General features: G+C 60.7%; 10 protein-coding genes and 1 pseudogene. 7 read left to right on the forward strand and 4 right to left on the reverse strand.

Going from position 1 to position 13971, the window contains the following annotated elements; translation table 11 throughout:
- The first annotated feature begins 27 nt into the window (after positions 1–27).
- Both FJ404_06555 and FJ404_06560 read left to right on the forward strand, forming a co-directional pair.
- Positions 28–1526 (forward strand): annotated as a pseudogene (locus tag FJ404_06555) (flotillin family protein).
- Positions 1527–2042: 516 nt separating this feature from the next.
- A complete protein-coding gene (locus tag FJ404_06560) occupies positions 2043–3356 on the forward strand; it encodes a Gfo/Idh/MocA family oxidoreductase (protein MBM3822531.1) in 1314 nt (437 codons plus the stop codon).
- Here FJ404_06560 and FJ404_06565 read toward each other — a convergent pair.
- Both FJ404_06565 and FJ404_06570 read right to left on the reverse strand, forming a co-directional pair.
- Positions 3353–4747 (reverse strand): DUF1501 domain-containing protein, encoded by a 1395-nt coding sequence (locus FJ404_06565; GenBank protein MBM3822532.1) that lies wholly within the window; start codon positions 4745–4747, stop codon positions 3353–3355. The two genes, FJ404_06560 and FJ404_06565, sit on opposite strands and share 4 nt — an antisense overlap.
- Entirely contained in the window at positions 4737–7013 is a 2277-nt protein-coding gene (locus FJ404_06570) for a DUF1553 domain-containing protein (GenBank protein MBM3822533.1), read from the reverse strand. Before FJ404_06570 ends, FJ404_06565 begins: the two co-directional genes overlap by 11 nt.
- On the opposite strand from FJ404_06570, the gene FJ404_06575 reads away from it, so the two are divergent.
- A complete protein-coding gene (locus tag FJ404_06575) occupies positions 7000–7926 on the forward strand; it encodes a tyrosine recombinase (GenBank protein MBM3822534.1) in 927 nt (308 codons plus the stop codon). The two genes, FJ404_06570 and FJ404_06575, sit on opposite strands and share 14 nt — an antisense overlap.
- Before the next feature lie 19 nt (positions 7927–7945).
- On the opposite strand, the gene FJ404_06580 is transcribed toward FJ404_06575, so the two are convergent.
- The gene (locus FJ404_06580; protein ID MBM3822535.1) at positions 7946–8833 is read right to left on the reverse strand and encodes a type II secretion system protein; all 888 of its coding nucleotides are present in this window, start codon (positions 8831–8833) and stop codon (positions 7946–7948) included.
- Positions 8834–9141: 308 nt separating this feature from the next.
- Here FJ404_06580 and FJ404_06585 point away from each other — a divergent pair, with 308 nt between their 5' ends.
- From FJ404_06585 to FJ404_06600, 4 genes are read left to right on the forward strand one after another with little or no spacing between them, the layout of a single operon-like run.
- Positions 9142–10155, forward strand: a complete 1014-nt coding sequence (locus FJ404_06585; protein MBM3822536.1) for a serine/threonine protein kinase — start codon at positions 9142–9144, stop codon at positions 10153–10155.
- Between the two features lie 17 nt (positions 10156–10172).
- Complete coding sequence (locus tag FJ404_06590; GenBank protein MBM3822537.1) at positions 10173–11093, forward strand: carbon-nitrogen hydrolase; 921 nt, start codon at positions 10173–10175, stop codon at positions 11091–11093.
- A 6-nt stretch (positions 11094–11099) separates the two neighbouring features.
- Complete coding sequence (locus tag FJ404_06595) at positions 11100–11960, forward strand: SDR family oxidoreductase (protein ID MBM3822538.1); 861 nt, start codon at positions 11100–11102, stop codon at positions 11958–11960.
- A gap of 16 nt (positions 11961–11976) precedes the next feature.
- Positions 11977–12861 (forward strand): tRNA glutamyl-Q(34) synthetase GluQRS, encoded by an 885-nt coding sequence (locus FJ404_06600; GenBank protein MBM3822539.1) that lies wholly within the window; start codon positions 11977–11979, stop codon positions 12859–12861.
- An 11-nt stretch (positions 12862–12872) separates the two neighbouring features.
- Here FJ404_06600 and FJ404_06605 read toward each other — a convergent pair whose 3' ends face one another.
- Positions 12873–13742, reverse strand: a complete 870-nt coding sequence (locus tag FJ404_06605; protein ID MBM3822540.1) for a type II secretion system protein — start codon at positions 13740–13742, stop codon at positions 12873–12875.
- Between the last annotated feature and the right edge of the window lie 229 nt (positions 13743–13971).

The raw sequence follows: 13971 nt of genomic DNA on the forward strand, positions 1-13971 counted from the left end.
CTGTTTCGTTCCCACCCCATCCTGATCATGATCCAAGTCATCGCCATTTCCATCGTCGTCGTTTTCCTGGTGCTCATCGCGATCATCCTGATTTCGCGTTACCGGATGTGCCCTCCTGATCGAATCCTGGTCGTGTTTGGCAAGCTGGCGGACGGGGTTTCCTCAAAATGCTATCATGGCGGATCGACTTTTGTGATGCCATTTTCCAGAGCTACAGCTACCTCGACCTGACGCCCATCAACATCGAGATTGAGCTTCGGGGGGCGCTTTCCAGCCAGAACATTCGCATCGATGCGCCGGCCTCCTTTACCATCGGCATCTCGACCGAACCCGAGGTGATGCAGAATGCCGCCACGCGTCTCTGGGGCCGCACCATGGATGAGATTCAGCAACTGGCTTCCGAGATCATCATGGGACAAATGCGCGTCGTGTTTGCCTCCATGAGCATTGAGGAGATCAACAGCGATCGTGAAAAGCTGATTTCGCTCATTACCAAAGGCGTTGAGGTTGAGCTCCATAAAGTGGGTTTGCGGATGATCAACGGCAACATCCGCGACATCAAAGATCACTCCGGTTACATCGACGCGCTGGGGAAGGAGGCTGCGGCGAAAGCGATCAACGATGCTCAAATCAAGGTGGCGCAGGAAAATCAGCGGGGGGCGATTGGGCGCGCTGAGGCTGAGCGTGAACAGGCCATTCGCGTGGCCAACGCCCAAGCCGAGGCGAGAAAGGGAGAAAACACCGCGCAGGTGGTCATTGCCAAATCCAATGCGGACCTGGCGACTGAGCAAGCCGAAGCCAAGCGCCGCACGGAGGCTGCGCAGATGGTGGCCGAAGCTCGCGCGCTCCAGGAATCCTACAAAGCCCAGCAGGAAGCCGAACTGGCCCGGGCCGCGCGCGAGCAGGCGCAGCAACAGGCCGATCAGATCGTAAAGGCCGAAATCGAAAAGGAGCGACTTCGCATTGATTCCGAGGCCAAGGCCGCACAAGCCAGAATTCTCCAGGAAGGCCAGGCGGCAGCCTACATTGTGCAGAAGGATGCGGAGGCCCAGGGCATCAGGCGTGTGGCCGAAGGTGAAGCGCAAGGAATCAAGGCCAAGCTCGGCGCGGAGGCGAGCGGAATTCAGGCCAAGCTGTCCGCCGAGGCGGAAGGCACACGGGCTTTGCTTGATGCCAAAGCGCAGGGGTTCGAGAAACTTCTGAAAGTTGCCGAAGACGCTTCCGGCGCCACGCAGCTCCTCATCGCCGAGAATATTGTGCGCATCGCGGAGATCCAAGCGGGGGCGATCAAGGGGCTGGCCTTCGAGAAAATCGTGGTGATGAACGGCGGGGTTTCCGGCTCCGGGCCCGGCCAGTTCGTGCAGGATTTGTACAAGGGAGTCTTGCCCGTGAACGAGATTGCGAAAAGCGTCGGACTCAACCTGCCCTCGTTCCTCGGGCAGTCGTCCGAAGGAGAGGCCCCGGCGCAAACTCCGAAGCGAGAAGCGCCCAAACCGGGGAGCGAGCGCAACCCTCCCAGCGCCTGAGTCATCAAGAGGCCGGTGGATTGACAGCAGTGCATCCATAGGTTGTCGGTGAAGCGCGTGGCAGCGCTTGGGGCGCGGCGTTCACGCCGCTTCAAGGCGTGGCTTCTAAAGGGCATAGCCGGTTCAACGGGCAAGCGTGCTGCCCGGGCGATGGCATCCACCCACGGTGGGCCATGGAGTGGGAGGAGATCGCCGCGGCAGGTTGGCGCGAGCGGAAGCGCCGTGAACGGGGCGTCCCGACATCGAGCGGATGCGCCGGACTTACAGCCGTGTATCCCGATGTTGTTGGTAGGGCGGGCCTGTCCCAGCCCGCCGCCCACGGGATGCAAAACATCATGCTCCGGCGGCGCGCCGGGACGGACGCGCCCTACCTGCATCACCGACAACCTCTGGATGCGCCGGACTTTCAGCTCCACCCCGGTTTGGTGTTGTCATTCGGCGGCAGCCGCTCTAAGATGAGAGTAGAAACCCCGATTCACGCGAATGGTTCCAACCGCCCCGCTTTGACCTTGAATTATGCGTATCTCCCCAGTCTCACGCCGTCTTTTCCTTGGCAGGGCCGCTTTGGCCGTCTCGGCCCCTTTGATTCTCCCTTCGCGTGTGTGGTCCGCGGCCGTTTCGCCCAATGACCGCATTCAACTCGGCTTCATCGGAATGGGCACCCAGAATCGCGGGTTGATGTCCGGCTTCCTGCGGACACCGCAGACGCAGACGGTGGCGGTTTGCGATGTTGATCGCACGCGGCGGCTGGCGGCGCAGACGGTGGCCAAGGATCATTTTGCCAAACAGGGGGGAGGAGGTGGCTGTGAGGCGTATGAGGATTTTCGGGAGTTGCTGGCCCGCCGGGATGTGGATGCCGTGGTGATCGCAACCCCCGATCATTGGCACGCGCTGATCAGCATCGCAGCGGCGAGGGCGGGCAAGGATATTTACTGTGAAAAGCCCCTCTGCCAGTCGATTCACGAGGCTCGCGCCATGGTGAAGGCTGTCCGCAAGCACAAGCGCATTTTCCAGACAGGCTCCATGCAGCGGTCGAGCAAGGAATTTCGCGTGGCCTGCGAGCTCGTTCGGAACGGCGTGATCGGGAGAATCTCCACGGTTGAAGCCTCGGTGGGCGGTCCGGGCATGCCGTGCGATTTGCCGGGCGAAACTCCGGAGCCGGGTTTGAATTGGGACCTGTGGCTGGGTCCTGCCCCTTCGCGGCCTTATCATTCCGAGCTGAGTCCCCGCGGCGTGCACAAACACTTCCCAAACTGGCGGCGTTATCGTGAGTACGGCGGGGGCGGGGTGACGGATTGGGGCGCGCATCATTTCGACATTGCCCAGTGGGGCTTGGGGATGGACCAGAGCGGTCCGGTGGAAATCACCCCAGCGTCCGATCCCAAGGCATCCTTTGGCGTGCGCGCCCGTTATGCCAGCGGAGTGGAGTTGGTGCATTCGAACGGCAACGGCGTGGTTTTCCATGGGAGCGAAGGCAAGATCTCGGTGGACCGCGGCAGGTTTTCCTTGTGGCTGGGCTCTCAACTGAAGTCGGAGTCGGCCTCCGAATGCGAAGGCATTGCCCGGGAACTGTTGAAGTCGAATGCGGAACGGCTTTATGCGAGCACGGATCACAAGGCGGATTGGTTGAACAGCATCCGCACCCGGAAGCCGCCTATTTGCGATGTGGAGGTGGGTGCTCGGACGGTGACGGTCTGTCATTTGATCAACCTCGCTTATTACCACGGCCAGCGCATGGTATGGGATCCCAAGCGGGAGCGGTTTGCCGGGGGCGCCGGAAACGCCGCCTGGCTGGATGTGCCCTACCGGGGGAACTGGAAACTGGGTTAGGCCAGGATTTCCTTCAACACGCGCCCGGAGACGTCGGTCAGGCGGAAGTCGCGGCCGCCAAAGCGGTAGGTCAGCCGCTCATGGTCCAGACCCATCAAGTGCAGAATCGTCGCATGGTAGTCGTGGACGTGACAGGGACGGTCGACGATGTTGGCGCCGAATTCGTCCGTGGCGCCATAGGTCATGCCTCCCCGCACCCCCGCGCCCGCGAGCAGTGACGTGAATGCCTTGGCGTAGTGGTTGCGGCCTTTGCCATTGCCTCCATCGCTCCAGGGCGTGCGCCCGAACTCGGTGCAGATGGCCACGAGGGTTCGTTCCAACAAACCGCGCGCCTTCAAATCGAGCAGAAGGGCGGTGATGGCTTGATCGACCCGCTTCGCTTTCGGGCGGTGCGTTTCCATGTCCCCGTGGGAATCCCAGTTGTCGTGCGAACCCGTGTCGATGATTTCCACGACGCGCACCCCGCGCTCGATGAGGCGCCGGGTCATGAGGCATTGCCAGGCAAACGAACGGTTGTCCCCGGGCGAGACTCCATAGAGTTCGAGATCGCGAGGGGATTCGCGGCTGAGATCGAAGACCTCCGGAGCTTCCTTCATCATGCCCCGGGCGATATCGAAACTCAGGCTGCGGGCAGCCAGACGGGCATCCTCAGCCCGGGTTTGGGCGTGGGTTCGATTGAGTTCATCGAGCATCTGTTGCTCGAGTTCGCGCAGTGCGACGGGCTTGGGAGGCGGATCGAGATCGGGAATGGGCTTCGCGCCCGGCGCCAGCCGGACGCCCTGGTGCGCCGCGGGAAGGAAGGCGGCGTCCCAGACCTGAGCCCCGGCGTAGGGCAGGTGTTCCGCAAAGACGAGATAGGCGGGCAAATTGCGATTGAAAGTGCCCAATCCCATGCTCAACCACGCTCCCAGACTCGGCATGGGCACTGTAGCCGAGCCGGTGTGCATCGCCAGCGTGGCTTGGAAGTGCTCGACGATATCCGTGTGCAACGACCGGATCACACACAGGTCATCCGCGACGCTTCGAAGCCGGGAGAAGAGCTCGCTGATGGGCAGGCCGGACTGGCCGCTGGATTTGAACTCGAATTTGCTGCCCAGGAGGGGAAGCGGACGCGCTTCGTCGGGGCGCAGTCCAAATGCCGGAATCGGCTTCCCATGCATCGCGTTCAATCGAGGTTTGGGATCGAACGTGTCGAGGTGGGAGAACCCTCCGGTCAAGAACAAGACAATCATCTGATCGGCTTGAGCGGGGAAATGGGACGGAGAAGGCGCCATCGGATGTCCCCGATGCAGCGCCGCCGCTTGGGCAAAGCGGACGGGTGACATGGCGCCCAGCAGTCCAGCCTGGGCACAAGCTCCTAAGAACCGTCGTCGGGAGAGGTCAATCCACATATAAGAACTCGTTTGCGTTGAGCATCGCCTTGGCGAGACTGGTCCAAACCTCGAGCTCGGCGGTCGCTCCGTGGGGTTCAGCGCCGGTGGCAGGTGCGGCGCGGCGTCCTTCGCGCAACCAGTGTTCCAGCCTTTGCCGTTCGGCGGAGTCGGGGGGTCTGGACCACGCCAGGGACTGGAGTCGCGCCAACCTTTCGGCATCGGAGTCGCGTTCGCGGCGGACCCGAAGCGCGAGGGCGCGAGCGCAGTGTTCGAGGAAATCGTGATTGAGCGCGAAGAGCGCTTGTTGGGGAACCGTGGAGACTTGCCGCGATTCAGTGGAGCTGTTTGGGTCGGGCCCATCGAACAACCCAAGGAAAGGATGTTTTTGCAGGCGCTGGGTCATGAGATAGACGGAACGGTGGGAATGATCGTAGCGTTCCTTGAAGGGCGTGTGCTGAGTCCAGGTCCACTTCTCAGGGGTGGGGAAGGGGTGCGCACCGGGCATCGATCGGGACCACAATCCTGAGACATGCAAGAGCGCGTCGCGCAAGGGCTCCGCTTCCAGGCGCCGCCTTGGGAATCTCCACAACCATCGGTTGCCGGGATCGATGGCCAGGGAACCCGGGTGAGCTTCGCTGGAGCGTTGATAGGCAGCCGAGAGGAGGATCCAGCGATGGAGGGACTTGATGGACCATCCGCTCTCCATGAATCGCTCGGCCAACCGATCGAGGAGCTCTGGATGGCTTGGGGGTGAGGAGCTGGCTCCGAGGTTGTTGGGCGTGTTGACGAGGCCCTGGCCGAAATGATAATGCCAAATGCGGTTCACCAGGACACGGGCCGTGAGGGGATGCTGTGGGTGGGTCAGCCACCGGGCGAGTTCGAGGCGTCCACTGGAACCGGCCGGGACGCTCCATGGGGATTCAAGGGCGAAGGCTTGGGGCACGCAACGCGGAACGGTTCCATCCGACTGGGCAGGATCGCCTCGCTTCTGCAGGGCGGCGTCCTTGGGGGTGCCTTCTCGAACTGCGTAAGCGGACTTGAGATCGGGAGGGATTCCTGGTTTTTCCAGATTGCGAAGGGATTTCTTGAGCTCCGCCAGATTCTTTTTCGTGGTTTCGTCCAAAAGTTTGGCCGGCAGGTTGGTGGATTCGAGTGCGCGGACCTGTTGCCTGAGAGATTCGAGTTGAGTGAGCCAGCGGTCGGTTTTGGATTTCGTGGCCGCGTCGGATTCCAGAGAGACGAATTTCTGGCGGTTGAACTGCTTCGACTGAACCTCTTCGGATCCCGCCCAGGGGAATTCGGTGCTGTCGAAGATGCCGTAGAGCCCGTAGTAATCCCGCATGCTGAGCGGATCGGATTTATGGTCGTGGCATCGCGCGCATTTCAGATTCAATCCGAGGAAAGTTTGACCGATCGTTTCCAGCGTGTTTTCCAAGGTGAGGTGCCACAGTTCGTAAGGCCCGGTGCCATAGCGACGGGAAAGCGCCAAGAAGCCGGTGGCGACAATGGCGGATTCACGCTCGGTCCCGGTTGCGGCGGTTCGGGCGAGGACATCCCCCGCCAGTTGTTCTTCGACAAAACGAGGGTAAGGCTTGTCCTGGTTGAAGGACTCGATGATGTAGTCGCGGTAGCGGTAGATTTCGGGAATGGGATAGTCCGCATTGTCGCCGGCGGTGTCGGCGTATCGAACGACATCCATCCAATGGCGGCCCCAGCGTTCGCCGTAGTGCGGCGAGGCGAGCAAGCGATCCACCACGCGTTCGAAGGCGTGGGGAGATGGGTCGCTTGCAAACCGGGCCACTTCTTCCGGCGTGGGGGGAAGTCCGAGCAGATCGAAAGTCACCCGGCGGAGCAGGGTGCTGCGAGAGGCGGGCGGGGAGGCAGCAAGGCCATTTTCTTGAATCTTGGCATTCAGGAACGCGTCGATGAATTGCTGTTCGGGAAGGCTGTTTGAGCGGGGTGGAGGGGTGGGGCTTCGCAAGGGACGATAGGACCATGGAAGTGCGGACGGTGGGGGCTTCCCTGGAGCTTCTGCCTGAACCGGGAGGTAAACCAGGAACACCATCGCGATCAGAAACGCTCGCGAGAGTCCCCGAAACGAACCGGTTCCTTGAAGGAACGGGAAAGGCCGTCGCGGGAAAGGGATGGCGAGGTTCACTATGAAAATGTAGGAGGGAGCTCGAACGAGCGCAATTCCAAGCTTTGCCTTTTCCTGCCGCGAGGGATTAGATTGCAGCCTCCTGGCATCCGCGTCCGTAGGGTGCCGCGCGATGGAAACGCTCATCGAAGACTTTCTTCTTCACTGCGGTCACGAACGCGGGCAGTCGCCGCGCACGGTGAAGACGTACGCCGCTATTTTAGGGCGCTTTGCCCTGTGGGCTCAGCCTCGAGGCGTGACCGAATGGAAACAAGTTGAGTTGTCCCTCCTGCGCGATTTCATCGGCTTCGAACGGGAGCGGCCCGCGAAGTCCGAGGGGCGGGGGCGCCGACGCCGCGGACCTTTGAGCACGGAATCCGTTTATCTTTCGATCTCCGCTTTGCGCGCCTTTTACAAGTATGCCGAGCGCGAGGGGTTTGTGAGCGGAAATCCCGCACAGCATTTGAGCCTGCCCCGCCGATGGAAAAGGCTGCCGAAGGGGCTTAGTCACGAGGAAATCAAGCGCCTGCTGGCCCCGCCGGTGGAGCCGGATGCGCATCGGCTGTGCGATCACGCGCTGTTGGAACTCGCTTACGCGTCCGGCCTGAGACTTTCCGAACTCTGTGGCATCCGCATGGAACAACTGCATCTTGACGCCGGATTCGTTTCGGTGATCGGGAAGGGGAACAAGGAACGCGTGGTCCCGGCGGGGCGTGCGGCCATCGGCGCGATCCATCGATACTTGAACGAGGGCAGGCCGAAGTTAGTGCATCCCCGCACTCCGGCGCAGGTGTTTTTGTCCCATCGTGGAGGCAAGATGTCGCCGGTGACGATGTGGCGGCGGGTCAGGAATGCCGTGCGTCGCGCGGGAATCGAGCGGACGGTGACGCCGCACATGTTGCGTCATAGTTTCGCGACCCATCTTTTGGAGCATGGCGCCGATCTGAGGGTCATCCAGGAGCTTCTGGGTCACGCGAGCATCGCCACCACGGAAGTTTACACTCACGTCACGGACCAACGGCTCAAGGACGTGCATCGGAAATATCATCCTCGCCCCTGACGGGCGAGGATCTTTCGGTCTATCTACCTGAAACCCGGCTGGTGGCCCGCTCCTGGAGCCAGACGACGTCTTTGTTGTTGGGAGTGGAGACGCCGAGCGCGAGCATTTGTCCGCGGCGAAGCTTCGGGATCGTGCGGGCATCGAGCCACTTGTGGATTTCGGCATGTCCGTCCGCGAAGGAGAATCCCGCGGCGCCATTGTGGTAGCTGGCCGGGAAATCGACGATTTGGGTTTGGGCGGCGTTGGGGAAGCCGCTCATTTGGGTCACCCAGAAACCGTCGTTGATGCTGTCTTCGCGCTCGTCCAGGAGCACCCATGTTTTGGAAGGACCCGGTTCGTTCATGTCGGAGAGTTTCCGGAAGACTTTCCAGACTCCTGCGGGCCAGCCATCCTGGCTGGGTCCCGGAAGCCAGGGCAGTTCGCCATTGCCGCCGACGAAGTTATTCATGGCCAGGCTACGGACGCGCGGGACAGTCTGGCCTTGGAAGGGTCCCGACGAGGGCTTGACGCGGGCAAGGTCGGCTGGGCAGCGCCAGATACCGGCGGCGTTGCCGCAGTAAGGCCAGAGGGGGCTTTTGTGGAGATCGCGGGTGACGTCCCAATTGGAGGGATTGGAGCCGCTGAGATCGAGAGAGCTGGTCCCGACCCAGCCATGGCGGTTGCCATAGCCGTGGACGACCTGGTCGGATTGGTCTTCGGCATACATGCGCCAAGCGAGCATCAGCTGCCTGTTGTTATTCATGCACATGATGCCCTGGGCTTTGGTTTTGGATTTCGAGAGAGCGGGAAGGAGCATGCCTGCCAGGATGGCGATGATGGCAATCACGACGAGAAGTTCAATAAGGGTGAAGCCGGAGCATCGCTTGGAGGCGGTGGCATGCCGACGGTGAGGAGAATGTGGTCTCATAAGCAGAAGGCCATGTTTGAGCTCCATTGGAGCCGCAGTCGTTTCAGGGTCAGGCTGGCTGAGAATCGCGAGGGTCACAAGCCCTTTGTCATGAAAAGGGGAGGGGGAATGCGGGTCGTTAACATTTTGCCCGGGAGCGCGCCGGGGTCGTCCTTCGACCCGCCGCGGCACATTGAAAAATCTGGAGGGTTCCGACCTGTCCGCGCGCTGCGGCTGGTCTCCAACACAGCCGCGCTCCCTCAAGGGGAATTGCTGGAGGAATGCGTCGCGTGCTTGACATGTTGTTCATTCCCACCAACATCGGAGCGATGGCTTCCCTGTTTACGATTCAGGCCGATTTTCGCTACGAAATCGTGCGCAAGATTTTCGAAGGGGGCATGGGCATCGTTTACGAAGCCGAGCAGCATGGAACGCGGGACTTCGTGAAACGCGTGGCGATCAAAGTGGTGCGGCAAAGCTATGCGTCCCAGATGATGTTCATCGAGAATTTCATCGGTGAAGCCAAGTTGGTGGCGGATCTTATTCACACCAACATTGTCCAGACCTATCACCTGGGCGAATCCCGGGGGATCTACTTCATCGCCATGGAACTCATTCGCGGGGTGAATCTGGAACAATTCACCCAGCGGTTGACGGAGAAGCAGGAGCGATTACCCGTCGAACTGGCGGTGTTCATCGTGAGCCGGGTGGCAAGGGGACTGGCCTACGCGCATATCAAGACGGACAAGAACGGCAACCCGTTGGGGATTGTGCATCGCGATGTGAGTTTCAAAAACATCATGATTGCCTTCGAAGGGGACGTGAAACTGACGGATTTCGGCATTGCCAAGGCCCGGGGATTTTTGCAGGACCAGGAAGGCGAAGTGGTTGCAGGGAAGGCCGATTACATGAGCCCCGAGCAGGCCGATTTTCAAATTACCGACCGGCGGTCGGATTTGTTCTCCGCCGGTGTGGTGCTCGCGCATCTCCTGCTGGGGTACAATATTTTCAAGGCGCCTTCCCCGGAGGAGTCGCGGCAGCGCATTCTGCGGCAGCCGATCCCGGACTTCCGGGCCTTGGATTCGCGAATCGACGACCGGTTGAACGAAATCCTCCAAAAGGCGCTGGTTCGGAATTTGGACCAGCGCTATGCGGTGGCGGATGAAATGCTCTATGAGCTTGAGCATTACATTTATCACAAGGGTTATGGGCCGACCAACGAAACACTCGGGCGCTTCATTCGCCGGCTTTATGGCCATGCCGATCCTCCGGCATTGGCTCCGGCTCCACGCGGAACCGAGGCGATGGAGCATACGGTGCGAGTGACCCAAAAGCTCTCCTGAGCGAACTCCCGATTCTCATGCCGCGTCCTTCCCGCAAGGAATCCTCCAGCAGCGTACGCCTGGGCCTTTTGCAACACGCCTGTACGGCGGATCCCGGGGAGAACCTGCGCCGAACCTTTCAACTGGCGGCGGATGCCGTCAAAGCGGGTGCGAAGATTCTTTGCACGCAGGAGCTGTTCCGTTCTCTCTATTTTTGCCAGAGTGAAGATCACCGGAATTTCGCCCTGGCGGAATCGATTCCGGGTCCGACAACGGAGCGATTTCAAAAATTCGCCCGCAGGCATCGTGTGGTGGTGATTGCCTCGCTCTTTGAAAAGCGTGCCTCGGGGCTCTACCATAATACGGCCGTGGTGATTGACGCCGACGGGTCGTTGCTTGGCCTGTATCGGAAGATGCATATTCCGGATGATCCTTTGTTCTACGAAAAGTTTTATTTTACGCCAGGCGATCTTGGCTTTCGCGCCTGGAAAACGGCGATGGGACGCCTTGGAGTTCTGGTGTGCTGGGACCAGTGGTATCCGGAGGCGGCACGGCTGACCGCCTTGTCCGGCGCGGAGATTCTTTTTTATCCCACCGCCATCGGCTGGCATCCCTCGGAAAAGCGGGAGTATGGCGTGAATCAGCATGGAGCCTGGGAAACGATTCAACGAGGTCACGCGGTAGCCAACGGATGCTACGTGGCGGCCGTCAATCGCTTCGGGTTGGAAACTCCGGTGGGGGGTGACGGCCTGGAGTTTTGGGGGCAAAGCTTTGTCGCGGGGACATCCGGTCAGATTCTGGCGAAGGCTGCGGTGGGTCAGACGGAGGCCTTGGTGGTGCCGGTGGACCTGTCCAAAGTCGATGTGACACGGACGCACTGGCCTTTCCTGAGAGACCGCCGGGTTGACGCCTACGGCGGTTTGACCCAGCGGTATCTTGATGCGGCGGCTCATCTCTAAAGAAGCATGGACCAGGACAAACCATTGGTGTGGGTGACGGGCGCGCGGGGACTGATTGGGAATTATTTGGTGCAGACCGCGGGCGAAAAGGCTCCGGGCTGGAGGGTCCGGGGATTGGCTCGCGCCGATGCCGATCTGACTGACTTCGGCGCCGTCGAGAGGCTTTTTCGGCAAGAAGCGCCCCGGTTCATCCTTCATTGCGCGGCGCTGAGCCGGGGTGTGGAATGCCAGGAGAATCCAGCCCGGGCGCGCTTGCAAAACGTCGAAGTCACGCGGCATCTCAGCCGGCTCGCGAGCGATATTCCCTTCATCTTCATGTCCACCGACCTTGTGTTTGATGGCAGGCAGGGAGGTTACTCGGAGCATGCGCGGACGAATCCCCTGAGTGTCTATGGCGAGACCAAAGCGGAAGCCGAGGCGGTGGTGCTGTCCAACGCGAAGCACTGTGTCGTGCGCACCTCGATCAATGGCGGCACTTCGCCCGCGGCCAATCGCGGATTCAATGAGGACATGCGCCGCGCCTGGATGGCTGGCCGGTCGCTGACCCTTTTCACCGATGAGTTTCGCAATCCCATTCCGGCGGTGGTCACGGCCCGGGCGCTTTGGGAGTTGGTGGAACGGTTCGTGCCGGGGATTTACCATCTGGCCGGAACCGAGAAGGTTTCCCGATGGCGGCTCGGAGAATTGATCGCGGCGCGCTGGCCTCAACTTCAGCCGAAAATCCAGCCGGGCCTTTTGGCCGAATACCAGGGTCCGCCGCGGCCGGCGGACACCTCGATGCATTGTTCCAAGCTTCAACGGCTCCTCTCTTTTCCTTTGCCGGGTATTTCGGAGTGGCTGGCGCAGCATCCGAACGAAGTCTTTTAGCTTCCGTTCAGGCAGGATGTATCGCGGACGACTGGCGCCTTCTCCGACCGGATGGATGCATCTTGGGCACGCGCGAACGTTCTGGATCGCCCAGGAACGAGCGGTTCAAGCTGGAGGCCGGTTGATCCTGCGGGATGAGGATCTGGACCCCGTCCGCAGCCGTCCTGAGTTTTCCGCGGGGATGATCGAGGATCTGCGCTGGTTTGGGTTGCGCTGGGACGAAGGACCCGATGTGGGTGGAGCTTGCGGATCTTATCATCAAAGTGAGCGGGCAGCCTTTTACCGGGCCGCGTTGGAGGTCCTCGGCGAGGGCGGTCATCTTTACCCCTGTCTTTGCTCGCGTCAGGACGTTTTGCGGGCGCTGAGCGCTCCTCACGCGGGTGACCAGGAACCGATTTATCCCGGGACGTGCCGGAATCGGACCCTGGAATCATCCGGCCTGGGGCGAGGAACACCGATGGCCTGGCGATTTCGCGTGCCCGAAGGACTTGCCCTGGAGTTCGAGGATGGAATTCAAGGACGACAACGCTGGGTGTGCGGGAAGGACTTCGGAGATTTCGTCGTGTGGCGTCCCGATGACGTGCCAAGCTATCAGTTGGCGGTCGTGGTGGACGACGCGGAGATGGCCGTGACCGAGGTGGTGCGGGGGTGTGATTTGCTCGAGTCCACCGCCCGTCAGATTCTGCTTTATCGAGCCCTGGGGCACGCGGTGCCTCGCTTCGCGCATGTTCCGCTCATGACGGATGAGAAGGGATTGCGGCTGGCCAAACGACACGCGGCCTTGAGTCTGCGGACGTTGCGTGCGAGGGGTTGGACGCCGGAAAGGATCCGGCAGCACTGGGATCGACCCGGCGGGATTGCGGCGATGATGAAGGGGGATGCGGGAAGGGATATTTCGTAGCGGGAGGGGAGTTACCAGCCGCCTTTGGGATTGGCCAGGCTGTACCAGGCATCATTTGGCCCATCATAATTCGGGGCATTGGGCCAGATCCCGGTGCCGGCCAGGCTTTTCGAGAACCACTTCTTCATGTTCATGGTGTAGGCCCGTCCGGAAAGATCGCCGAACGTGGCGATGCCGTTCACGTCCTGCAGTTGATCACGGGCCTTGCGGGCATTGGCATGGCGTTGGGAAATGCCTTCATGGGGTGAGCTGCCCACATCGTTGAAAAGGAAGTCCGACATTTCCGCGGGTCCCTCCCAGACGAGCATCCCGGTGGGCCTCATCGAGCCAAGCGTGAAGAGGGAGAACGCGGTTTCCTTGGTCGCAGTTTTGTAGTCAATGGAAGCGCCGTTCCAGAGGTAACTGGTGATCTTGATATTCCGGCGCCGGTAGTCGGCGGCGCCCTTGCCCGTGCCACGTTCGGCGAAATCGCGCGGGCACGTCAGCACACGCTCGTTGCCGATGTAATTCCCAAGCTGGCTTTTCCTGAAATTCGCGACTTGGTTGGTCCAAATCGCCTCGTCGTTGCGACCGCTTCCGCTGACGATTCCCTTGGCCGTGCACCAGGAGTCTCGCACATCGCAATCCCCCCAGCTTGCGTAGGGAATATAGTCGCTGTTGTCGCCCGCGAACACGTGAGAGGCGATCACGATTTGCCGGATATTGTTGAGGTCATTGGCGAGCAGGGCGCGGTCCTTCGCTTTCCCGAGCGCGGGCAGGAGCATGCCGGCCAGGATGGCGATAATGGCAATGACCACGAGAAGTTCGATGAGCGTAAAACCCTTTCGTTGAACCCTCCGATGTTCAGCTCCTCCACGTAATTGGAATGTGTTCGTAGGCATGATCGGGTGATTGCGGTCGAACATAGACGCTAGGACAAACGAGGCAAGCCGGGAATGGGAAAGCCCACTTGTTTCTTGGTTCCTCAGCTCTGGTGAATCATGGTTGGGTCACGGTATGAATGCAAGACAGCTTCCTGGGTCCGGGCTGATGAGGAATGGGTTGCGGAAATCCGCCTGCCTTGGGTGGGCCATCCGGGTTGGAAGGTTGCCGTCGAGCTGCGAATCCCTC

It is taken from the genome of Verrucomicrobiota bacterium (assembly GCA_016871495.1).
GTDB lineage: Bacteria > Verrucomicrobiota > Verrucomicrobiia > Limisphaerales > VHDF01 > VHDF01.